Here is a 22680-nt window from a genome sequence, read left to right as displayed (position 1 = left end):
TAAGCCAACCCTACGAAAATTTCAGGGATTACCCTATTGACATTTTAACTAGGAAAAAGTTTTTCTTTACCTCTTAGCCCGATTAAGGTATCCTAGAGGACTGTCTAGCATAGCCAACTGAGAAAATTTTTTTGCCAAATTTAACCATAAAGTTACTTATTACCTCGATTCTCAGCCGTGTGAGGAGGTTTTGACCAAATGCTAACCAAAAATTTGATTTTTTCCTTTTTATCTGCCAAACAGAAACAGTTATTTCCGCAATCAGGAAAAAATTTTTGGTTGTCGCTGTTGTTCTGGATGCTTCTAGTTGCGCCTGCTCAAGCCGCTTTAGAATTGCGAGTGGCGATCGAAGAAAATGCCCCCCAAGTGAAAATCGGTAGTTCTACGAAAGCGATCGTCCGTGATGCCACTGGTAAACCTGTAGGAGAGATTGCGCCACTCAACGCCTTTGTTGCCGAAACCGACAGCGGTAGAGTCAAGATGAACCGCTGGCAATCCAATGCCTTGTGGGTAGAACCGACAAACAGAGGTTTTGTGTGGATTGGCGATCGCTGGTATCGTGGACGTACCTTAGTCGTACCCACAAACCAAGGTTTAACCGCCATTAACTATGTAGATTTAGAAAGATACCTCTACAGCGTACTCGGAGGCGAAGTTTACACAAATTGGCCTCAAGAAGCATTAAAAGCGCAAGCTGTAGCCGCCCGGACTTATGCCCTTTACCAAAGGCAAACTAGAGGAAATCGGCTGTTTGATGTTGGAGATACGATCGCTTGGCAAGTTTACCGAGGAGTAGAAACCGAATCACCCAGCTTCTACAACGCCGTAGATGCCACTGCCGGACAAGTTCTCACCTACAGAGGCAGGCTGATTCTAGCAGCTTATCATGCCGCTTCTGGAGGACACACAGAAAACGTCGAAAATGTTTGGGGATTACAAGCCTTACCTTACCTGCGTGCTGTCCCAGACTTCGATCAAGGAACTCCCGGTTATCAATGGACAAGATCGTTTACTCAACCAGAACTTAGCAGTCGCATTAGCGGTGTCGGACAAGTTCAATCTTTGAAACCAGAACGAATCACTCCCTTTGGAAGAGTCATGACAGTAAAAGTCGTGGGAGACAAAGGTTCGCGGACTATGAGTGGTGCAGAATTGCAGCGAATGTTTGAATTAAGAAGTACCTGGTTCACCGTCACCCCCGAAGGCAATGATAAAACTCTACCAAGCTCTTTCCGTTTTGACGGTCGTGGTTTTGGTCACGGTATAGGCTTGAGTCAGTGGGGTTCTTACGCAATGGCTCGCCAAGGCGCAAATTACCAACAAATCCTTCAGCATTATTATCGGGGAGCGAGTTTAGCCAGAATTAGAGTGAGATGAGAGGACAAGGGGACAAGGGGACAAGGGGACAAGGGGAAATTTGGTAGAGGCGGGTTTAGTAGATAACTTTTGTATCCCATAGACAATCTTTCAACAAAACTCGCCCCTACAACTCAAAACTCAGAACTCAAAACTGGAAACGTCCCCAATCCCCAGTCCCCAATCCCCAATCCCCAATCCCCAGTCCCCAATCCCCAATCCCCAATCCCCAGTCCCCAATCCCCAATCCCCAATCCCCAGTCCCCAATCCCCAATCCCCAATCCCCAGTCCCCAATCCCTAAGAACCGGATTCTAATCTACGTTGCCACTCAGCGTCGATTTTATCTTTTTGAGCAATTTCTTGTTCGATTAGGTCGGTTTCTGTTGTATAAGCTAAGTCTTCTCTGTTAATGATGTTTCGGGCGGCAAATTTACGCGCATAGCTAATTTTTTTCTTTAATTCAGCACCAGCTTGAATTAAGAAATTAGCTCTTTGTTCGCGTTTTTGGTTGCGTTTATTAATTTTAGTATTGCGCCATTGCAGCCAAAAATAACGGACTAAAGGCAATGTCAGAAAAACTATTCCGTAAATTAGTAGCAGCCAATAAATTGACTGAACAAAGGCAACTAGTCCACCAATTTGGGCGGCGACAGTTCCGCCAGCTAGGAGGTTTCCTAAAACTAATGCGCCAACTAAGTTAATCGCTCCTAGTCCACAAGCTAACAAAATTTGCCCGGAACTAGCGGCACTAAATCCCCAAGGTATTTCTCGTAAATATGCTGCTACTGGTTGGATTTCCTCTTGGGTAGCTGTTACTTGTAAATCGGGAAAGTGATAAACTAGTTGCCCTTCGGGACTAACTTCTGGGCGACCATTATATTTTGTTAGTACTGGTAGCATATAGTCTTCATATTCGCGGGAGTAGCCTTCTCCTAATTCATCTAAATAGGGTGCAATTTGTTCGGCTACTACTGCGCCTTGGTTGTTGCGAATTACTGTGGCTATTTCTTGCCAACGTCGTTCTTCTAAATTGGCGTTGGGGTTTCCATCACCAAATAAGAATGAGAAGACTGCTTCCAAAAAATTTAGTTGGGGTTTTTCCCGCCGATGATATTGGTATTGGGGGCTGTTGTAGTCGGGGTAAAATACCCAAAACCACCAGTCACTAAACCAAAATGTTGGGGCAAAAACTGTACCGCCATTAAAGTCGCCGCCGAAGTCGCCGCCGGAACTGTCGCTGTCTCGGCTGGAGTTGAGGGCGATGAAAATTATGGCGATCGCAATGAAGATTAACGCGATCGAAGCTAGTAAAATTAAGCCAAAGCTCACCCGAATTAAATAAAATAAAACTCGCCAAACTTTTTGCCACCATTCCTGTAGCTGCAACCGAAAAAACTTGTTGCGTAGCACTGCTTGAAAATTTCGCGGAAACTGATAGGCAATCTCTCCAGACTCCGCTACTTGTAAATGTCCACCTGCATCAGAAGCTAATACTAATAACGCCTGTTCAGCTTGGTTGATGTTTAATCCAGTTTGTGCTGCAATGTCGCCTACGGTGACACGGTAGTTCAACTGTTCTACAGCCTGTATAATGGTGGGATTTGGAGCCATGCTCTTCCCTCAGATATTTGTCTTCCTATTCCCAGTATAAATTTCTGGATTTCTTAAATGGTGGCTGTAAGCTGAAACTGCCTATTTTAAGTTAATTTGCGTTTTTATTCTCCCCAGAAGCAGCACGGAGATCCCAGTTGATGGTGAAATTGTTATCTACGTCTCTTGCAATTACTGTCCTAAATAGGCGAGTATAACTTACATCACATCACTTTCAGTTTCGCTAAGTATGCTCGGAATGCTTTAGCTTCAACTGTTTAAGTGACATCTACTTTTGTATATTTTGTAACAGGCAAACCGAATGAACAGAACAAATGGGCAGATTTACTCAAAAGGGTCTGGTCTTTTAAGAAGATTTCGATACAATATAAATAGGTAGTGAAAACCATACCCAAGAACTAGCACCTATTTGGGTGTATTTGTATGGCTTTTATTAAGCTATGGGCAATCACAAACTTAAAACGAAGTGCAATGGAATGGCTTGGCTGATGGGAATTAACTAAATTTAGGCATTGTGAGGAAAATGCGAATCAACAAAATTGCAAAATAGGTAACAAAACCTAAAAATTTTCCCATTAGACTTAAGCATGAGTTTATAACGAAAAAATTAAGTTATGAGCGTAGGGATGGAATCTGTGCATAGGTTTCAGTTTGTCCACCTGAAAGCGGAGGGGTTTTCAAAGTGATTGCTATATCTAAGCGTCCAGTTGGGCGCAGCTGGGCTACGATTAGCTTTGCTTCAACTCTTTACCTTTGTCCAATTCTGGATTTGCTGGTGTCTGAGATTCCAGATTCCTGGCAAGCGGAACTGCGACTAGGTTTACAGGAGGCATTGGTAAATGCGGCTAAACATGGCAACAATCTAGATCCTAGTAAAACAGTAGTTGTGAAATTTGCCGCGATCGCAGATCACTACTGGTGGGTGATCTCAGACCAGGGTTCCGGGTTCAAACCATGCTGTTGTCGCCCTAGCGATGCCAATGAGTACCTGCCGCCGGAAGAAGCGGAATGTGGTAGAGGCTTGTATATTCTTTACAAAGTTTTCGATCAAGTGCATTGGAATCCAGAAGCAAGAGAATTGAGTCTGTGTAAATATGTTAAGAACCGCTACAAGTTACCTTTAGTGCGATAGCTGGCAGAAGACTCTAAGGGTCTATGGTGAAGGTAGAAGGAAAGAGAGCTTCTACAACCATGTTTTTACCTTTTTTTCCACTACTTAGTTATTGCCAGGATTTGGCGATAGGTATTTAATTCTAGCTCACCAATTATCAGTATTTTGGCTAGTTAATATAGTTTTAATATTCCTGACTCTATGTTTGAGTGGCTGAGCGAGCAGCCACTTCTAGAGGATAGAATATTAGTGAGGATGATTGTGACCGTGAGAGGGGCAGGGAGGCGCAGAGATCGATCGATCTAACCAGCCAGAAGCTTGGTTAAGGCGCGGTAATGCTTCTTCTGGCTGATTTTTGACGAGGAACAACAGTGCGGCAGCAGCTTGTTCGCTGGCGCGTGCTTGACGATTCGATTTGAGGCGATGCCAGTCATTAGGTGTAATGGCAAGGCGTTCCATTAAAGCTTGTGCTAGTTCTATGGTGGTAAATTGGTTCAAGGTGTCGGTTTTCAGTAGTTGGGTAGGTTCAGACATAATGAAATCACATTAGTGTTTAGTCTTATTCTATGAAGCCACCAGAAGAACCATCTGCATCTAGCGATACTCTGGGATCGGGAAATAGCGAACTAGAGTTTGAGCAAGCTTTGGCGCAAGTTGAGCGATCGCTAACGGCTCTAAAAGAACGTTACGCACAGGTACAGCGCGATCGCCAGCGACAAGCAGAATTAAAACATCGCTATGAGGAAGTGCGTCAAGACCGCAGTATGGCGCGATCCCAGCAAATGAAAACCCAGCTAAAGCAAATTCAGCAGGAATTGGAAACTTTGGAAGTTAACTTGGAAAGCAGTTTGTTTTCTTGGAGTAGCTTGAAAGAACCTTTTTGGATGGCAGTGCGATTTGCGGGGATCGGGATCGTTATCGGTTGGTTGTTGAAGTCTTGTGCAAGTTAAAGACTTGTGTTTTCCCCATTGTGCATTGCTTTGGCGATCTGCTATACACAAATCATTGCACAGAAACTATGCGATCCCCAGTTAGCATTGATTGATATGCGTTATGGTGGGGATCGTGATGAACAGACGATCCCAGACTCTGGCACAATGCAACTTAAATTCTTTAAATTAATTTTCAGTAGCTTGGTACTCTGCTGTAACTTTGTGTTCCCGGTTCGCACTCAAGATTTACCTGCGCCGGAAGGGGATACAGGAAGGACTGAAAAGCAAGCTGTCCGCGCAAAAAGACAAATGGTAGTTACTGCTAACCCGTTAGCTTCTCAGGCGGGGATCGCTATTTTGCGACGGGGGGGTAATGCGGTGGATGCGGCGATCGCAGTCCAAATGGTGTTAACTTTGGTGGAACCGCAGTCTTCAGGTATTGGCGGTGGGGGGTTTTTACTGTTGTACGATGACGCAACGGGGAAATTACTGAGTTATGATGGTCGGGAAACTGCGCCTGGGAAGGCGAGAAGCGATCGGTTTTTAAACCCAGAAGGCAACCCTTTAAATTATTTCCAGGCGATAGTCGGGGGAAAGTCTGTCGGTGTACCGGGAGTAGTGCGAATGCTGGAAATGGTACATCGGGAGGAGGGGAAACTCCCTTGGCGAGAGTTGTTTCAACCTGCTATCCAGTTGGCAGAAAATGGTTTTCCGATTTCTCCGAGATTGTATCAACTGCTGAGTAGGGAAAAGTATTTGCAGCGTTTTCCTAATAGTAGGGATTATTTTTATTTAGCAAATGGTCAACCGAAACCTGTTGGTAGTAAGCTGGTAAATCGACCTTTGGCGGGTGTTTTAAAGGCGATCGCCAATCAAGGCGCAGATGCTTTTTACCAAGGAGAAATTGCTAAAGATATTGTTGCTACTGTTAATAACTCTCCTATTAATCCGGGAGATTTGACGCTTGCTGATTTAGCTAATTATCAGGCAAAAAAGCGCGATCCTATTTGTAGTTTATATCGAGTTTACCAAGTTTGTAGCATAGGACCTCCGAGTTCTGGCGGAATTACTATGTTGCAAATGTTGGGAATTTTGCAGAATTTCGATTTAGCTAGTTTGAAGTCTAAACCAATTGAATTGGTGCATTTATTTTCGGAGGCGGGTAGACTTGCTTATGCCGATCGCGATCGGTTTTTAGCCGATCCAGATTTTGTTAAGATTCCTACTGGAAGGTTACTCGATCCGCAGTATTTGCGGGTTCGGGGAAGTGCGATCGATCTTAACCGTTCAATGGGAAAAGCTGCGCCGGGAAATATTGTAGTTTCTTTTGAGGAAAGGCGATCGATTCATTGGTTGGATTTACCTGCGACTACTCATTTCTCGATCGTTGATAAAGATGGTAATGTCGTTTCTATGACTAGTTCTATTGAAAGCGGTTTTGGTTCACGATTGATGGTTAGGGGGTTTTTATTAAATAATCAATTGACAGATTTTAACTTTATTCCTGTCGAGAATGGTCAACCTGTTGCTAATCGTGTGGAAGCTTGGAAACGTCCCCGAAGTTCTATGTCTCCGACAATAGTTTTTAATGCTCAAAAACAGCCGATTTTAATTACTGGTTCTCCTGGTGGTAGTGCAATTATTAATTTTGTTGCTAAGGTTTTGGTGGGGGTTTTAGATTGGAATCTTGATATTCAAGAGGCGATTTCTTTGCCTAATTTTGGCAGTCGTAATCGTCCGACAGAGTTGGAAGCTGGTACTAATTATGCTAGTTTTAAAGCAGATTTGGAAAGTCGCGGTCATCAGGTGATTGTTATTCCTTTAAATAGCGGTTCTCATGGAATTCAAGTTAAAAATGGCGAACTCATCGGTGGTGCCGATCCGCGTCGCGAGGGGGTTGCTATTGGTGATTAAGAAGGGTAAGATTTTTTGAACCACGAAGGACACGAAGGAAGAGGAAGGAAGAGGGATGATTTCTGTCTGTGGTTTAATATAATGAAGTTCTAAGTGTCTCAGTTAAAATCCATTAATCATTATGACTCGACGTATTGCTGATATTCTGAAAAATGGTCAATCTGATGAATCTGTTAAGGTGCAAGGTTGGGTTCGTACAAAACGGGAATTAAAGGACTTTGCTTTTGTTGAGGTGAATGATGGTTCTTCAATGGCAAATTTACAAGTAGTTTTAAATCCAGATTTGGCAGATTACGCCACAATAATTAAACAATTAAATACTGGTGCTTCGGTGGAAGTTGAAGGTGTTTTGGTGGAGTCTCCGGCGAAGGGACAAAAAATTGAGTTGAAGGCTTCTAGTGCAAAAGTTTTTGGGGAAGCTGATCCAGAAACTTATCCGTTGCAGAAGAAAAGGCATTCTTTTGAGTTTTTAAGAGATATTGGACATTTGCGATCGCGTACTAATACTTTCGGCGCAGTTTTTCGGGTAAGAAATGCTTGTGCAACTGCAATTCATAACTTCTTCCAAGAACGGGGTTTTTTATGGATTCATGCACCAATTATTACCGCAAGTGACTGCGAAGGTGCAGGGGAAATGTTTACGGTTACGAATTTTAATTTAGATAAGGTTCCTCGTACTGAAAAGCAAGAAATTGATTACACTAAAGATTTTTTTGGTCGTCCAGCTTATTTAACTGTTAGTGGACAGTTGGAAGCGGAAATAATGGCTATGGCTTTTTCTAATGTTTACACATTTGGGCCAACTTTTCGTGCTGAAAATTCCAACACTTCCCGCCATTTAGCTGAGTTTTGGATGGTAGAACCAGAAATGGCTTTTTGCGATCTTCAAGGTGATATGGATTTGGCAGAAGAGTTTTTAAAATACATCTTTAAATATGTGTTGGAAAATTGTCCTGAAGATATGGAGTTTTTCAACCAACGCATTGATAATTCGGTTTTAGCAACCGCAGATAATATCATTAATAATCAGTTTGAACGGTTAACTTATACTGATGCAGTTAAATTGTTGGAAAAGGCAGATAAAAAGTTTGAGTTTCCTGTTAGTTGGGGTTTGGATTTACAATCGGAACATGAAAGATATTTGGCAGAAGAAAAGTTTAAAAAACCTGTAATTGTTACCGATTATCCGGCGAAAATTAAAGCTTTTTATATGCGGTTAAATGAGGATGAACAAACCGTCCGCGCAATGGATATTTTAGCACCGAAAATTGGCGAAATTATCGGCGGTTCCCAAAGAGAAGAACGCTTAGATATGCTAGAAAAACGTATTGAAACGTTAGGAATGGATGCCAAAACTTTGTGGTGGTATTTAGATTTACGCCGCTTTGGAACAGTTCCTCATGCAGGTTTTGGTTTAGGGTTTGAAAGATTGGTGCAATTTATGACTGGAATGGCTAATATTAGAGATGTAATTCCTTTCCCTCGTGCGCCATTAACAGTGGAATTTTAATCATTGTGAGTAAAACTATTTCTATAGGAGAAAACATCATTAGTCTGGAACAGGTAGAGGAAAAATTTAATCTGTTCCAGTCAGAAAATGATGATTTTTTTACTGAATGGTATGAAAATTTAGCCGAAGTCACCGATAGCGAAAAACAAGCTTTGGATAAAGTCAAAAGCAGGTACATTTATCACAGAAAATCTGGCCCTTTAGCTGAGGGAACAGTTAAACTTATAGTGTTATCTCCTCTATTAGAAATGGCAGGGTTCTATGATGCTCCTTTTCGGATAGATTCGGAAGTTACTGTACAGATAGCAGCAAGAGATTTAGATGAAATTTATCGAGGACGCATTGATGTTTTGGCTTTACAAGGGGAATTATGGATTTTGGTAGTTGAATCCAAACAAACAAGTTTTAATATTGATATTGCAATTCCACAGGCTTTAAGTTACATGACAGCTAGTCCTAATTCTGCGGTAAAAGCAGTTTTTGGTATGATAACGAATGGTAGTAATTTTATGTTTCTTAAGCTGGTAAATGGTGATACGCCACAGTATGCTTTGTCGGATGATTTTTCAGTTTATCGTCGTCGCAATGAATTGTATGATGTACTGTGCGTGCTAAAAAAAATTGGCAGTTTAATTGGGTAAAAATAAGGGAACGAGCGCACTTTCTACTATTAAATTTGAGCATAATATGAAAAAATGGTTATGGTGGGGATGGTTGTTTGCGATCGCCACAACTACAACAATCTTTTTCTACTCCTACACTAACAACTTCATTAGCAATTGGTACTCCAGCTTATTAGCATTTCAACTAACAACAAATAACACCCCAGAAGTAGTTCAACAACCAATTCCTACACCAAAACTTAACACTACGCAAGCGATCGCAGCACCAAAAGTTAGTAACCATCAAATACTAGCACATATTAAAGCCTTAAACTTTGAACGTTACGAAGATAATAGTCGCAGTAAAACTAGAGATTATATTATCAATAAGTTAAAAAAATTTGGCTGGTCGCCAACTCTCCAAACCTTCGAGTATGGTATCAATGTAGTAGCAGAAAAACCCGGAACTAACCCAAAAGCAGGAACCATTTTATTAGCCGCACATTATGACACAGTAATTGGTTCTTCCGGCGCAGATGATAATGCTAGTGGTGTTGCTACCGTTTTAGAAGTGGCGCGTTTATTAAGTAACTTTCCCACAGCAAGAACCTTAAAAATTGCCTTTTTTGACTTAGAAGAAAAAGGACTTCTGGGTAGTTTCGCTTTTGCTAATCAACCGGAAAATTTAACCAATTTACAAGGTGTAATTGTTTTAGATATGGTTGGTTTTGCTTGTCATACTCCCGGTTGTCAGCAATATCCTCCCGGTTTACCAATTACCCCACCAAGTGACAAAGGAGATTTTTTAGCAGTAATAGGTGATGCCGAAAATCCACAATTACTCGCAGCATTTAATAACAAAAATTTTTCTGATTTACCACCAGTAATTACTTTGCCTATTCCTTTAAAAGGCATAGCCACTCCCGACCTATTGCGTAGCGATCATGCACCTTTTTGGATGCGGGGAATTGGTGCGGTTTTAATCACTGATACCGCAAATTTTCGCTCTCCTCACTATCATAAACCGACAGATAAACCTGATACAATTGACCAAGAATTTTTTACTGGTGTAGTGCAAATTGTCGCTAATGCTACGGCTATATTGTTGCAAACTCAGTAACTTAAAAGGTAGATTATTAGACTTTAGCGCTAAAGCGCAACAACGTACCTTGAAAGTTATTTTAGTGCTTTAAAAGGTAATTTCATCATCATTATTTACCTCTGTATTTTGATTTTCTGTATCAGGTAATTCTACAACACCAGCTATTAATTTCCAACAAGGATCGCCACCTTCCCAATTTTCCGGTCGCCAAGGCATACTTAAACTAACTGTAACTAAACAATGATTTTTGGGACGATAGCCTAAATCTAATTTCCTCGCAAACACTGGATCGGTAATATTTGTGGTCAATTTTTGATGATTTTCAGTGACAATTGTACCTTCCCATTTTTGGCTTCCTTCATACATGACTTTCAAAGGTCTAACGTCAAACTCTACTACTTTTACTAGTTGTAAAGTCCGTCGTTGAGGAAATGGTAATGATTGCAAAAATGGTACTTCTACATATTTCAAATCATTGTGTAAAATGTATTCTTCATTGCTACAATATTTCAGCAAGTAGCTTGGGGGAAATTGTCCAACTCGCTGCCATTTTCCTGGTAAAATTGAAAGGTTTTCGCTCTCAAAACCGTAGTCTGGTCCCGTTTTAGCTAAAGGAATTTGTAAAATATCTAATAATGCTGGTTCTGTTCCTCCAATTTGTCGGATTTCTTTGGTTACTTGACCAACGGGTAAATCGGAAACTGGACGAATCCATTGTCCTTTAAAAGTAGTAATTCCGGCGATGCACCTTTCGCCTCGCTTCCATGAATTAGCGAGGCAAATTATTCTGGTTACAGATGGCATATTTTCACATTTCCCCATTTATCTTTTAAATATTCGGCAACTAGGCGGCGATGACAATGGTGTGGTTTTGGTTCGCTACACAGCAAACATCCACAGTCTAAAATTTCGGGAGTAACTGTTTTTTCTATCTGTCGTTGTGCGATTAAATTTAAGAATTGTTTTTCGTAAGTTTCCCAATCTCCGCCATTTTTTTTGTAAGCATCCAATATGTCTTTTGTTGGTGCTAGGTCTAAAATGTGAATGTATTCGATGTTGCCAATTTTTTGGAGAAAATATTCTAAGTCTTTGCGCTTGGTAAAACCTGCTAGTTGAGAAACATTATTTAGGCGTGTATCTATGATTTTACGCACTCCAGATTTTAGCAATGTTTCAAAAAATTGTTCGGCGCTTTTTTTGGTAAAACCAATTGTAAATAAGTTAATCTCTTTACTCATTGTCGTTGCTATTTTCTGCTACTTTAACATAAGCAATTTCATTGCCTTGAAGATTATAAGCTGCTTCGATGTCGATTTTCTCTGGTTTGGCGGGTTCTAATTCAAATAAGGTTAGTTGAATTGGTTGATTTAGATCTTCTGTTTTGTTGAATTTGCCTAAAAGTCTGGTTTCTAATTGTTGATGAGATTCTAAATTACCATCTGATAAAATATGATTAATTTGTATGTCAAACTTTCGTAGTTGCTGACAAACTAAAATGGTACGATGACAAGTAATTGGGTCTTTTTCGGCACACATTAAGGCAATTTTGTATGTTTCTGCGCCTTTGAGTAAACGCTGAATTCCTGTGGCAAATAACTTGGTTGCAGCTATTCTTTCGTACAATGCTTTTCCTGTAGCGTCGTAACAGCTTAAATCTTCCGGTCTTGCACCTAGTTCTCGACCAAGGAAAACATAGTTTATTCCGGCGTTTAAGAGTGATGCTTTTAAGGCGGGTTGACTAAAGTGGGGGAAACGTCGGCTGTAGGGGTGGGAACGCACATCGGCTATTGCTGTAATGCCGTGTTGTTGTAGTAAGGAAATAAATGTTTCAATATTAAGATTTGAATGACCTATAGTAAATATTTGATTCATTAGCATTTAGATTTTTATAGGGCAAATCTATTTTTATAATTATAATGCTTTTTAGGAGAAATTCAAAATATTAGTCAAAAAGTGCGATCGCTCCAGCAACTCCATTTATAGATGAGTTAAATTTATATCATAAGACTGAGGTTTTTATTATTTAAATTTTGAATAGTAAAAATGTAACTGACGGTTTTGAACTGAAGAAAGATAAAATAATGAATTCTGAAAAACCAAGAAGTGCTAATACTCCTAGAGAAGAAACAACCGATCGGGGTTTGATTCAACCTGATGCTGGCTCTGATTCCTTTGTGAAGGATTATAACGATCAAATTCCTGAAGGAGTTGACCCAAATAATAATCCTGAAGATATTTTCGATTCCGATGATGAGTCTAAATTAGGCGATCGCCAAATTACGATCGCTAACACTTCACCGGGTTGATACCAAAGTGAAAAAAACTAATAATAACTATCTGGTGAAGTCATGTATAATGGTGACTTCGCCATCATTAATATGAGCGAATTTAACCACTCCTTAGTTAGTAATATTTTGCACCATACTAACTGGAAAAAGCTGAGTATTCGTGGTATATTGATGCTATCAAGGCTCAAAAGCGCTACGCGGATTGAGTAGGTAGCGACCTTTTGAGCCAGAATTTTAGAGCGCTTAAAAAGTTCATGGAAGCCAAAAACTAAGGGCTTTAACCAATATCACCTATGCAGCACTACGGGTGAAGAGGTTCCACAAGAAGATGGCAACAATCGCGCCTAAAATAGCAACAATAATGCCTGCAATACTTAAAGTTGAGGAGGTGAGAGCTAAAGTCCCCGTAGTGAATAAGTTAGCCAAACTTCCACCAACAAAAGCGCCGATGATACCTAGTAAAAGGGTGCCGAGAATGCCACCGCCTTGGTGTCCAGGATAAATAGCTTTAGCGATCGCACCAGCAATTAATCCTAAAATGATCCAAGCAAGAATATTCATGGTAATTTTCTTTTTAACCTCTTCTTTTGACATTTACAATTTATCAGTAATAATTTACTAAACCCATCTGTCATCCGGTATAAACCGATTTTTCCTAATGGATTAAATCTTTGGAGTTACTCGTTGGATACAAAATAAAAACTATGTCTAGCTGCATTTTTTCCCCATTCATCACGACAAAGAGGTAGAAAATGAATGTTCCTGAAGATATTTTTGCTGGCGATGGAGAAATGGGAGCATTAATGCGAAGTTTTAATTGGGGAACTACTCCTTTAGGCATAGTAGAAAATTGGCCGCAAAGTTTAAGGACTGCGGTGAGTATTTTGCTTAATTCCCCTTTTCCAATTTTTATCTGTTGGGGTTCTCAGTTTATCAAGTTTTACAATGATAATTTCATCCCCTTTTTGGCAGAAAAACACCCCCAAGCTTTAGGAAAACCTTTGGATGAAGTTTGCCCGGAAATGTGGTCAAAGATAGGTTCGATGTTGGAAAAAGTGAGAGAAACAGGCGAAGCTACGTTATCAGACGATATACAATTATTCGCAAATCGCAATCAATCTCAAGAAGTAGTTTATTTAAAGTTTTCTTGTGCGCCAATTCGAGATGAAAATAATCAGGTGGGAGGAATTTTTGTGAGTTGTATAGAAACTACTCAAAATGTGCTTCAACAGCTTTCACTTAATGAACAAAAGTTGCAAGAAAGTCAACGTTTGTTACAGCAAATAATCGATACAATTCCGGGAATTTTATATATTTATGATTTAGAAGAAAATCGCAATGTTTATGTAAATCAGCAAATTAGTGATGTTCTGGGATATACGCCACAACAGATTCAAGCAATGGGCGAAATGTTATTTCTTCGATTAGTTCATCCCGAAGATTTAGTCAAATTCCCTGCTCATATAGAACAATGTTATTCACTTCCTGAAGGAGAAGTTTTAGAACTAGAATATCGGATGCAACGAGCTAATGGTGAGTGGTGTTGGTTGAGCGGTCGGATAATAGTTTTTAATAGAAATGCGGATGGTTCACCGAGACAAATTCTCGGTACTGCTTATGATATTACTAAACGTAAGCAAGCTTTATCGGAATTACGATCGCAAAAAGAGCGCTTTGAATTAGCAGCAGCGGCGGTAAATTGTTTAATTTATGATTGGGATCTCCAAACAAATTTAGTCGAAAGAACAGATGGTTTAACACGCATTTTTGGTTACTTACCCGAAGAAGCAGAACCGACGCGAGATTGGTGGTCAAGTGTAATTCATCCAGAAGATTTACCACAGGCAAAGGAGAAAGTATTTGCTCAGTTAGTCAGCCAAAATCGTTATGAAATTGAGTATCGAGTGCGCTGTAAAAATAATCAATATTTGTATGTCGTAGACCAGGGTTTTGTGATTAAAGATAGTGAAGGTCATCCAGTGCGGGTAGTGGGGACAACTACAGATATTAGCGATCGCAAACAGTTAGAAGTTGCCTTACAACGTTCGCAAGCTAAACTTAATGATATTGTTAATAATGCGATCGCTGCAATTATCAGTTATCGCGTATTTGCTGATGGGAGTTGGGAATCAGAATATTTTTCCGCAGGTTGTGAGAAAGTCTTTGGTTTTACCGCCACAGAATTAACTGAAAATCCTCATCTTTGGATGTCAAGAGTATTGCCAGAAGATTTAGCTATCTTGCTTCCTAATCGTTATCAAGATATCTTTGCTTGTCGGATTAATTCAATGGAATATCGATTTCAACATAAGGATGGAACTTGGCGTTGGATTTCCGATATTATGACTTCCCGTTATGAACCTGAGTGCAATTGTTGGATTGCAACTGCTGTAGCAACTGATATCACGGAACGTAATCAATTATTAGATGATGTGCAACTACGAGCAAGTCAATTACGCGGGTTAACGGAAGCATCATTAGCAATGAATTCTGTGCTGTCAATTGAACAAGTATTGCAAGTAGTAACCGAACAAGCACGATTAATTATTGGTGTTCACCAATCAATTACAACTATGGCGATCGAAGGAAATTGGCAAAAACCAATTCATATTGTCTCTTTTTCCGATAAATATGCTCAATGGCAAGATTACCAACCTAATTGTGAAATTTGCCAAATCTATCCGCAAATTCGCCAGATGAATCAAGTTTTAAGAAAGACAGAAACCGAGTTAATTTTAGATCCCAAATGGATAGAATTTACTCAAGAAATGGAAAATCATCCACCAATGCGGGGTTTATTAGTTGCACCATTAATTAGAAGAGATGGAGTAAATATTGGATTAATTCAACTTTCTGATAAACACTCTGGCGACTTTAGCGAAGCAGATGCAGATATTTTAATGCAGTTGGCACAAATGGCTTCGGTTGCGATCGAAAATTCTCGCTTATATGAAGCAGCACAAAATGCGCGTAATCAAGCGGAATCAGCTAACAGAATTAAGGATGAATTTTTAGCAGTTCTTTCCCATGAATTACGCTCTCCTTTAAATCCGATTCTCGGTTGGTCAAAATTACTGCGAAGTCGCAAATTCGATCGAGAAACTACCGATCGAGCTTTAGAAACGATCGAACGCAATGCTAAATTACAAACCGAATTAATTGAAGATTTATTAGATGTTTCCCGCATCCTGCAAGGTAAACTAACACTTAATATTTGTGCTGTTGATTTAAAAACTATTGTTCAAGCAGCTATTGAAACTGTACATTTAGCCGCCGAAGCAAAGTCAATTCAAATTAAAACTCTATTTCAAGCAAATATTAGCTTAATTTCTGGCGACCCGAATCGCTTGCAACAAGTAATTTGGAATTTACTTTCTAATGCAATTAAATTTACACCTAATGGCGGAAAAGTAGAAGTTGAATTAGAGCAGATTGGCGGTTTTGTATTAATTCGAGTCAGCGATACTGGTAAAGGAATTAACCCTGATTTTATCCCGTATATTTTTGAGTACTTCCGCCAGGAAAATAGCAGTACAACTCGTAAATTTGGCGGCTTAGGTTTGGGTTTAGCAATTGTGCGCCATTTAGTAGAATTACACGGCGGAATTGTTCAAGCAAATAGTCCAGGTGAAGGCAAAGGAGCTACTTTTATAGTTCAATTACCAGTAAAATCTACTCGTTTAGAAACAAAATTTGAAACTAAAAATTCTGAATTAAAAACTGATTTAAATGGTGTGCGAGCTTTAGTTGTCGAAGATCAAGCAGATACGCGAGAATTAATTGTTACACTGTTAGAACAGGCAAACGCCAGAGTAATTCCAGTTACTTCGGCTCAAGAAGCATTACAAGTTTTAAATCAAACAGAAATTGATATTTTATTAAGTGATATCGGAATGCCAGAAGTTGATGGTTATATGTTATTACAGCAAATAAGAAATCACTCTAACCCAAAAATTAGCCAAATTCCGGCGATCGCACTTACTGCTTACGTGGGTGAATTTAACCAGCAAAAAGCCCTGAAAGCCGGATTTCAAAAACATCTCCCTAAACCTATAGAACCAGTAGAATTGATTGCCTTAGTAGCCAACTTAGTTAATAATTCCTAAATCAAAAAATTCCTCGTTTTTATAGATGCTTAGTGTAGAAAAATACATTATTTCTCAAACAAAAATCCATGCTTTTGCATAGTTTTATTTTGGATTATTCCCTCACTTTTAAAGATACACAAAATCAGTTTTAGTATGTTCATACTCAAGACTGATTAAACTCATTGATTCACTTGCCAGGATCGATCGCAAAATCAAAAAAATATAGAATTCTCAGAGGTGGAAAAATGCTTAAATCTTGGATGGTAATCGGAGGCATAACTCTAATAGTTGCCCTTGGTACTATTTTGATGAGACCGCGTGATACAGTTTGGGGAGTAGAATTACGCCGACCTCAATGGTTAGTTTTTGAACCTGCTATTCCTTTCATTTGGAATTTCATTTTTGTCTGTGGTGCAGGGTCAGCTATTCAAATTTGGGGAAAAGAACCAGGAAGTTTAAAAACTTGGTTACTCATGGCACTTTACTTACTTTTAGAAATAGTAACAGTGGCTTATATTCCCATGACCCTAAGACTAAGAAGCTTAAAAGTTGGCTTAATATTAGGAGCAGTGGGATTGGTTTTAGCTGTTTCACTAGCACTTTTAGTTTGGCCTATTTCTGGTTTAGCTGCTGCTTTATTAATACCTTATTTACTGTGGAGTCCAGTTGGCACTTATACCACTTGGGAAATGATTCAACTTAATCCAGAAGCGGCTTAAAAACTTAAACTTGATTTATTAATCATACCTTAGAGATAGTTAATAAATAGCATAATTACCTCCAAGGATGAAGAAATTGTAAGCTCTGCTTTTTATGATGATCCTAGTAGTGAAATAAAAAGAGGATGGGATTTATGGCTGTGAAACAAATCGAAGACTTATCTCCTGAAGTTAGAGAACAATTAGCGGATGGTTCTGAGCAATATTTTCTGGCTGCTTTCAATAGCGCCTACGAAAATGGAATGGATGAAGAATCTGCTATGAATGTAGCCTGGAATAGCCTGGGTGTAAACTTTGAAAAAGGTCAAGATGGCAAATGGCACAAGAAGCCAGAAGAACCAGGTATACATTACAAACCTGTTACTTCAGGCGGTAACTAAGTAGTAAGAAAAAAGCCTATTCGAGCCAAAAATTATTTACATATTTCGTTGTGTTTTAAAAATCTCCCATAGCGTTTGATTTTGAGCGAATAGGTGAATACAGAAACAGCCCTTGATTAATGGAATTTTCCAACAATCAAGGGTATATTTTTGATTTGTATGTTGTTGCGCTTCAGCGCTCTTTTACCATTTGAATAAGAGCGCTGAAGCGCAACAACGTACTTATGTTACCTATGTCCAACAGGTTGTCCTTCGGTGGTGGCAATTTCTCCGGCTTCCATTAATTGTTTAAAGCGGCGTAAATCATCGCCGATTTGTTGTTCTGGTTCTTCACCAAAAAGTTTGGCGATCGCAGCCCCCAAAGCACCACCAGGCGGGTTATACTCCATGACAACTTTTACTTCAGTTCCTCTTCCCGCTGGCGCAGGTTGAAAGCGAACAAAACCAGAATTATCTACATCTGCACTTTCTAAAGAAGCCCAAGCAATTAAATGATTTTCTTGGTCATTAATAATTTCAGCATCCCACTCCACGCTGTTATCCATAGGTGCGTTAGCAATCCAATGAGAGCGTTTTTCATCAAGTACTCTCACCGATTTTAAATGTTTCATAAAAGTTGGTAAATTCTCGAGATTGTGCCAGAAACGATACAATTCTTCCGGCGATTTGTTAATAGTTACTGTCTTTTCCACCATGATATTTTGGTTCATTCCTGTTGCATCCTGTACGCCACTTTTTCCACCGATTCCTTGATACACTAAACCGCCACCTGCAAGAGCCATCAACGCACCTCGAAGCGAGCCACGCGATAAGCCATAAAGTACAAGTGCGCCTCCACCAATTAAGGATGCCCAATTTCCAGCATCTTTGGTATTTTCTGGTTGATTAGTAGTATTTTGTTTGGTAATTTCCATCCGGTTGTCTCCTGAAAATAGTAATATTGCAAGTTAATAACGAAAAACAGCTGCTAAGGGAGCGCGATCGGGAACTTTTTCTGGTTCAACAGCATAGACAGTTCCTCCATTTAAAATGGTTTGAACTGCGGCTGAATCTAATAAATCTTCATCTCCTATTTCGGGTTCGGGATGTAGTTCAATTGTGTTATTTTGAGGATCGAAATTTCCCCATTGTTGCACTCCAACAGCTACAAATAATTGTTCAATGCGCCCATAAAATGCTGCGGGAACAGCTTCTTTAATATCAGTTGAAGCTCTTTGAGCAGCGGCAGATTCTTGATAGTAAGCGATCGCTTCTTGTTGCGCCTGTGAAAATATCGGTTCCACAATTTGCCAAGCTTCACTTTGTAATTCTTCGGGAGTCGAGATTTTGGTATTCCCGGTAATTCCTTCTTCTACTAAATGCGGGTAAGTATTAGCTTCTCGGTAAATTGGAAACAGGTATTCTACTCCCGTTAATACCAAAGGTGCATTTTTTCCCCGCAAGTATTTGTGGATTCCGCGATCGATCGAGTAGAAAAACTGCAACAAATCTGTCTTAATATTATCTCTGTCTGGACTTCCTTGCCCGTGATAACTACCCGATCGTTGAAAAGAATTATTAGTTCCACCTCTTGTTGTGTTAATGCGGAATTGCCCCTCTTTAGCAGTCTCATCATACATGAGCGCTTCATCCATATTTTTGGGGACATCCTCTAACTCAATTTCTTTTACATCATAACGGGTACATTCTAATAGTTGAATTTGATCTTGACTCAAACTCAAAATGTAAAATAATCCATCATTAGTTAATAGAGGTAAGAGAGGTTTGAGATGGAAGCGATCGGTAACAACAGCTAATTCGTTAAAGTCTAATGGCAAGCGGTAGTAATCAAAAAATCCTTCAGCTATAAAGATTGCTAACCCATTATTTTGATGTTGCCAAAAGTCTTGCTCGTCAAGCTCATGAGCAGGCTGCAAAAATTTTCCGGCTTCTGATTGAGTTAAACCCTGTTCTACTAATAATTCTTCTGCCTGACGGATGAGATTTTTAAACCGAATGGGATTTTGTTGCGTTTCTTGTCCTAAACGGCAAGTAGGCATATAAATTGAAACACAAAGTCCTTTAGGTTGTTCTACTAATTTTTTTAACTCATCTATAGACAATAGACCCATGCTATATCTTCTCCTAAATCTTTCTAAAGTTGCTAATCGCCTATTAGTGCAATAGTCAATAAATGCTTATTCTTTACAATTTATCTCTGCTAACTTATCTACTCTTCTGTCTTTAGTAACAATCGAAAGAAAGATTTTTAAATTACTTAACTTAGGATAGATGCCATTAATATTTTGTTTGCTTATAATGTGCGACTTTTGAATACTTGAGAGAGAAATAATGCACATCTTGGGATAGATTGCAAGACTACTCTTTCGACAGAAAAGAATCTTAACAAATAGGGTTAACCTATTAAATAAGCAACAAATTATTAGGCAAATATACGTCTATAAAAGAATTTTTATTTGCTAATAAAGCTCCAGCTTTATGCAATCAAGCTTTTGCTTGGTGCTGATTTTTAGTAGCTTAAATTCTCAGATTACCCATTAAAAGTAACTAAGGAATTATGAATAAATTGACACCTCATCCAAATTCTGCACAAATTTCTGAATTTCTTAGTAACTTGAGAAATGGTATTTGGCTATTAGGAATTCCCTCTGGGTTATTTGGAATTACCGATCGCAGTATGGCAACTCTAGCTGATGGTTATCTATCAGCGATGGATTTCATGCAAATACTGACAGCTTCTCTGTTTTTTTTAAGTTGGCTAGTCTTGAAACCCGCTCAGGTAGAAATTAATACTTATCCTACAGATATCAACCTGATTCCTCAAGAAATTCATCCAGGTTCAGCGCAAAATCGGATGCTAGAATTGCGAAAGTTACACCTGATTAGCCAGGAGTATTTATTACCTTTTTCTCATCTTTGTCAAATCTATCACCTGTTAAATCTAAAACATTTAGAAACAGTTCATAATTTTAGTCTTAGTAACTTGAGAGTTGTTTCAGTTACACATTTTCAAGCAACTGCTGTTGGTGGAATTATTAAGTTCCAAACTATGCTGGATTCTGCTTTTAATGCCTTGAGAATTTGGCGACAACCAGTAGTAGAAGTAATTCTAGCTTTACATAATCCACATACGGTAGAACTGAATATTCCCGTTTACGGAGATAAAAGAATTATTGTCATGTTTAATGTCGAACCTGTTAGTGATAAAGAACACAGATTGTTTATCGACATTTACAGCAATCTCAATTGGCCTAAACCTTTGTTGCAACTTTTATTACATTTAGCATCTTGTTTAACTCTGTTTGAAGACTTGCCATATTTACGGAAGTTAGCAGAAAGAAATATCGATCGCTTGTTTAATGCTAGTATAGTTTCAAGTCACGAAACTGCTTGGTTATTTAGAAGGTTTGTAGAGTTATATGGTTCGGCTCGAAAATCTTCTCAACCAATCGAAATGCTTGAGTCAAAGGATACAGTCACGGAAATGGCTTAAGGCGATCGCAATTGTCCAAAACAATTATTCCTGACCAACAAAACTCTTATGAATCAACCAAACAATCAACTAGGAAGATTCGTTGCATCTGGTGTTTTACTAGGTATGGGTGCTGCTGCTTTCTTTGATGGCATAGTACTGCATCAAATTCTCCAATGGCATCACATGGTATCGAGTATTCGACCCTTAACTAATGCGGCTAATATTAAGTTGAACACTTTCTGGGATGGAATTTTTCATGTAGGTGCGTCTCTATTGGCGGTAGCAGGATTAATTTTGTTTTGGCAAGCAACTGCTAACAGTAAAGTTCCTCTTTCTTTAAAAACTTTTGCTGGTTCTTTTTTGATCGGTGCGGGTGCTTTTGATTTTGTGGAAGGTTTAATTAATCACCAAATTTTAGGTATTCATCACGTAAAACCTGGGCATAATCAATTGGTGTGGGATATAGGATTCTTAACTTTAGGTCTGTCGCTGGCTGTTGTGGGTTGGTTGTTGTTAATCAGACGACAAGAAGTAGAAACTTAAATTAATAAAACCGTCATTAATGGTAAACCTGCGATCGTAAGGAGTAATGACTGTGGAAAGCTTTTTCATTGAAAAGCAAATTGATTTGGTAGATAGTAATATTTATTACAAAGAAGCGGGAAAAGCTAACAATTCTATTACTATACTATTTATTCATGGTTGGGCTGTATCAATTGAACCTTATCAAGAAATCTTAAATATTTTGTCGCAACGTTATCACATAGTAGCACCATATTTACCAGGTTTTGGAAAATCAATAGCCCCTCATTTTGTTAAAGATTACAGCGATTATGCTGTACTATTAATTGATTTTCTTAAAGCATTAAATCTCCAGTCTGTACATATTGTGGCGCATTCTTTAGGCGGCGCGATCGCACTGGCAATAGCAGCTTTAAAACCTACTTTTGTCCGAAGTTTAATCATAGCAGATAGTACAGGCATTCCGATGAATTCATTGCCAGAAGTTGTATTGCGAAGAGCGATCGAAATGTCTACTCAAATGTGGCAAGCAAAACCAAAACCAACCCTAGCTATACTAGAGCGTGTACTTTACAATAGCCTGTTTAATACTAGAAAAGTCATAGAAACAGCCAGGATAGTATTAGAAAGAGATATTCGTTCAATTTTGCCTCGAATTAATACTCCTTGTCTAATTATTTGGGGTGCAAATGATTTACTCACTCCGATCGCAATGGCTCAAGAATTTGCTCGAAATATTAAAAGTTCCAAACTGGTAATTGTTGAGGGTGTTTACCATGAATGGAACTTCTTTTTTACAGCAACATTTACAAAAGCTGTTTCTAAGTTTATTGATGAAATTGAAGCTAGGTATCCATCATTTGTCGCAACACGGGAGGGCGATCGGTAATATGTAAATCAGAACCACAAATAGTTGCTGAAGTAATTTTTAAAATTGCATCTTTTGGATTAATAATTTTTGGTTCGGGGACTGTTTCCACCCGGACATCATTAGCACCATACCAACAAACAGCTTTCATTTTTGCTTCTCCAATTTAATAAAACTTAGTCTGTAAGGTGCGTCAAATC

22 protein-coding genes and 1 pseudogene are annotated in these 22680 nt (G+C 39.1%); 14 read left to right on the top strand and 9 right to left on the bottom strand.

Annotation, left to right across the window (positions count from 1 at the left end):
* Positions 1-198: 198 nt before the first annotated feature.
* Positions 199-1377 carry a SpoIID/LytB domain-containing protein gene (locus ACE1CA_RS11620; protein WP_459563708.1) on the top strand — a complete coding sequence of 393 codons (1179 nt, stop codon included), beginning with the start codon at positions 199-201 and terminating at the stop codon, positions 1375-1377.
* A gap of 278 nt (positions 1378-1655) precedes the next feature.
* On the opposite strand, the gene ACE1CA_RS11615 is transcribed toward ACE1CA_RS11620, so the two are convergent.
* Positions 1656-2969, bottom strand: coding sequence for a hypothetical protein (locus tag ACE1CA_RS11615; protein ID WP_413277559.1), 1314 nt, complete (start codon positions 2967-2969; stop codon positions 1656-1658).
* 682 nt (positions 2970-3651) lie between these two features.
* Here ACE1CA_RS11615 and ACE1CA_RS11610 point away from each other — a divergent pair.
* A complete protein-coding gene (locus ACE1CA_RS11610; RefSeq protein WP_413277560.1) occupies positions 3652-4101 on the top strand; it encodes an ATP-binding protein in 450 nt (149 codons plus the stop codon).
* A 225-nt stretch (positions 4102-4326) separates the two neighbouring features.
* On the opposite strand, the gene ACE1CA_RS11605 is transcribed toward ACE1CA_RS11610, so the two are convergent.
* Positions 4327-4614 carry a DUF6439 family protein gene (locus ACE1CA_RS11605; RefSeq protein WP_413277561.1) on the bottom strand — a complete coding sequence of 96 codons (288 nt, stop codon included), beginning with the start codon at positions 4612-4614 and terminating at the stop codon, positions 4327-4329.
* A 32-nt stretch (positions 4615-4646) separates the two neighbouring features.
* On the opposite strand from ACE1CA_RS11605, the gene ACE1CA_RS11600 reads away from it, so the two are divergent.
* The 5 genes from ACE1CA_RS11600 (at position 4647) to ACE1CA_RS11580 (ending at position 10158) form a co-directional block, all read left to right on the top strand.
* Positions 4647-5030, top strand: coding sequence for a sll0565 family protein (locus tag ACE1CA_RS11600; RefSeq protein WP_413277562.1), 384 nt, complete (start codon positions 4647-4649; stop codon positions 5028-5030).
* A gap of 6 nt (positions 5031-5036) precedes the next feature.
* Positions 5037-6926 (top strand): gamma-glutamyltransferase, encoded by a 1890-nt coding sequence (gene ggt, locus ACE1CA_RS11595; RefSeq protein WP_413277563.1) that lies wholly within the window; start codon positions 5037-5039, stop codon positions 6924-6926.
* A gap of 118 nt (positions 6927-7044) precedes the next feature.
* The gene (asnS, locus tag ACE1CA_RS11590) at positions 7045-8436 is read left to right on the top strand and encodes an asparagine--tRNA ligase (RefSeq protein ID WP_413277573.1); all 1392 of its coding nucleotides are present in this window, start codon (positions 7045-7047) and stop codon (positions 8434-8436) included.
* A gap of 5 nt (positions 8437-8441) precedes the next feature.
* A complete protein-coding gene (locus ACE1CA_RS11585) occupies positions 8442-9077 on the top strand; it encodes a type I restriction endonuclease (protein WP_413277564.1) in 636 nt (211 codons plus the stop codon).
* Positions 9078-9123: 46 nt separating this feature from the next.
* Complete coding sequence (locus ACE1CA_RS11580) at positions 9124-10158, top strand: M28 family peptidase (protein WP_413277565.1); 1035 nt, start codon at positions 9124-9126, stop codon at positions 10156-10158.
* 69 nt (positions 10159-10227) lie between these two features.
* Here ACE1CA_RS11580 and ACE1CA_RS11575 read toward each other — a convergent pair whose 3' ends face one another.
* Genes ACE1CA_RS11575 through ACE1CA_RS11565 form a run of 3 tightly spaced genes read right to left on the bottom strand, consistent with a single transcriptional unit; the run spans position 10228 to position 12012 of the window.
* On the bottom strand, positions 10228-10944 hold the full coding sequence (locus tag ACE1CA_RS11575; protein ID WP_413277566.1) for a dual OB domain-containing protein: 717 nt from the start codon (positions 10942-10944) through the stop codon (positions 10228-10230).
* Positions 10932-11378, bottom strand: a complete 447-nt coding sequence (locus ACE1CA_RS11570; protein WP_413277567.1) for a DUF488 domain-containing protein — start codon at positions 11376-11378, stop codon at positions 10932-10934. Before ACE1CA_RS11570 ends, ACE1CA_RS11575 begins: the two co-directional genes overlap by 13 nt.
* Positions 11371-12012, bottom strand: coding sequence for a DUF488 domain-containing protein (locus ACE1CA_RS11565; protein WP_413277568.1), 642 nt, complete (start codon positions 12010-12012; stop codon positions 11371-11373). Before ACE1CA_RS11565 ends, ACE1CA_RS11570 begins: the two co-directional genes overlap by 8 nt.
* A 209-nt stretch (positions 12013-12221) precedes the next feature.
* Here ACE1CA_RS11565 and ACE1CA_RS11560 point away from each other — a divergent pair, with 209 nt between their 5' ends.
* Positions 12222-12446, top strand: a complete 225-nt coding sequence (locus ACE1CA_RS11560) for a hypothetical protein (protein WP_413277569.1) — start codon at positions 12222-12224, stop codon at positions 12444-12446.
* A 273-nt stretch (positions 12447-12719) separates the two neighbouring features.
* Here the strand turns inward: ACE1CA_RS11560 and ACE1CA_RS11555 are convergent, their stop codons facing one another.
* Complete coding sequence (locus ACE1CA_RS11555) at positions 12720-12989, bottom strand: GlsB/YeaQ/YmgE family stress response membrane protein (protein ID WP_413277574.1); 270 nt, start codon at positions 12987-12989, stop codon at positions 12720-12722.
* A 191-nt stretch (positions 12990-13180) separates the two neighbouring features.
* On the opposite strand from ACE1CA_RS11555, the gene ACE1CA_RS11550 reads away from it, so the two are divergent.
* From ACE1CA_RS11550 to ACE1CA_RS11540, 3 genes are all read left to right on the top strand, one after another.
* Complete coding sequence (locus ACE1CA_RS11550) at positions 13181-16534, top strand: PAS domain-containing protein (protein ID WP_413277570.1); 3354 nt, start codon at positions 13181-13183, stop codon at positions 16532-16534.
* Positions 16535-16761: 227 nt separating this feature from the next.
* Positions 16762-17235 carry a TspO/MBR family protein gene (locus ACE1CA_RS11545; protein ID WP_413277571.1) on the top strand — a complete coding sequence of 158 codons (474 nt, stop codon included), beginning with the start codon at positions 16762-16764 and terminating at the stop codon, positions 17233-17235.
* 134 nt (positions 17236-17369) lie between these two features.
* A complete protein-coding gene (locus ACE1CA_RS11540; RefSeq protein WP_413277572.1) occupies positions 17370-17615 on the top strand; it encodes a ChaB family protein in 246 nt (81 codons plus the stop codon).
* A gap of 227 nt (positions 17616-17842) precedes the next feature.
* Here ACE1CA_RS11540 and ACE1CA_RS11535 read toward each other — a convergent pair whose 3' ends face one another.
* The gene (locus ACE1CA_RS11535; RefSeq protein WP_413279760.1) at positions 17843-18529 is read right to left on the bottom strand and encodes an SRPBCC family protein; all 687 of its coding nucleotides are present in this window, start codon (positions 18527-18529) and stop codon (positions 17843-17845) included.
* A gap of 33 nt (positions 18530-18562) precedes the next feature.
* Positions 18563-19726: a baeRF7 domain-containing protein gene (locus ACE1CA_RS11530; protein WP_413279759.1), complete on the bottom strand. Its 1164-nt coding sequence runs from the start codon at positions 19724-19726 to the stop codon at positions 18563-18565.
* 446 nt (positions 19727-20172) lie between these two features.
* Between ACE1CA_RS11530 and ACE1CA_RS11525 the strand changes: the two genes are divergently transcribed.
* Genes ACE1CA_RS11525 through ACE1CA_RS11515 form a run of 3 tightly spaced genes read left to right on the top strand, consistent with a single transcriptional unit; the run spans position 20173 to position 22501 of the window.
* Positions 20173-21108: a hypothetical protein gene (locus tag ACE1CA_RS11525; protein WP_413279758.1), complete on the top strand. Its 936-nt coding sequence runs from the start codon at positions 20173-20175 to the stop codon at positions 21106-21108.
* 48 nt (positions 21109-21156) lie between these two features.
* On the top strand, positions 21157-21633 hold the full coding sequence (locus tag ACE1CA_RS11520) for a DUF2243 domain-containing protein (RefSeq protein WP_413279757.1): 477 nt from the start codon (positions 21157-21159) through the stop codon (positions 21631-21633).
* Positions 21634-21685: 52 nt separating this feature from the next.
* Entirely contained in the window at positions 21686-22501 is an 816-nt protein-coding gene (locus tag ACE1CA_RS11515; protein WP_486517769.1) for an alpha/beta fold hydrolase, read from the top strand.
* Here the strand turns inward: ACE1CA_RS11515 and ACE1CA_RS11510 are convergent.
* Positions 22500-22631 (bottom strand): annotated as a pseudogene (locus ACE1CA_RS11510) (glutathione-dependent formaldehyde dehydrogenase); the annotation flags it as partial. The gene ACE1CA_RS11515 and the pseudogene ACE1CA_RS11510 sit on opposite strands and share 2 nt — an antisense overlap.
* Positions 22632-22680 lie beyond the last annotated feature (49 nt).

The sequence above is a fragment of the Floridaenema evergladense BLCC-F167 genome (assembly GCF_041929205.2).
GTDB lineage: Bacteria > Cyanobacteriota > Cyanobacteriia > Cyanobacteriales > Aerosakkonemataceae > Floridanema > Floridanema evergladense.
This window is presented reverse-complemented; position numbering and strand designations above follow the sequence as displayed.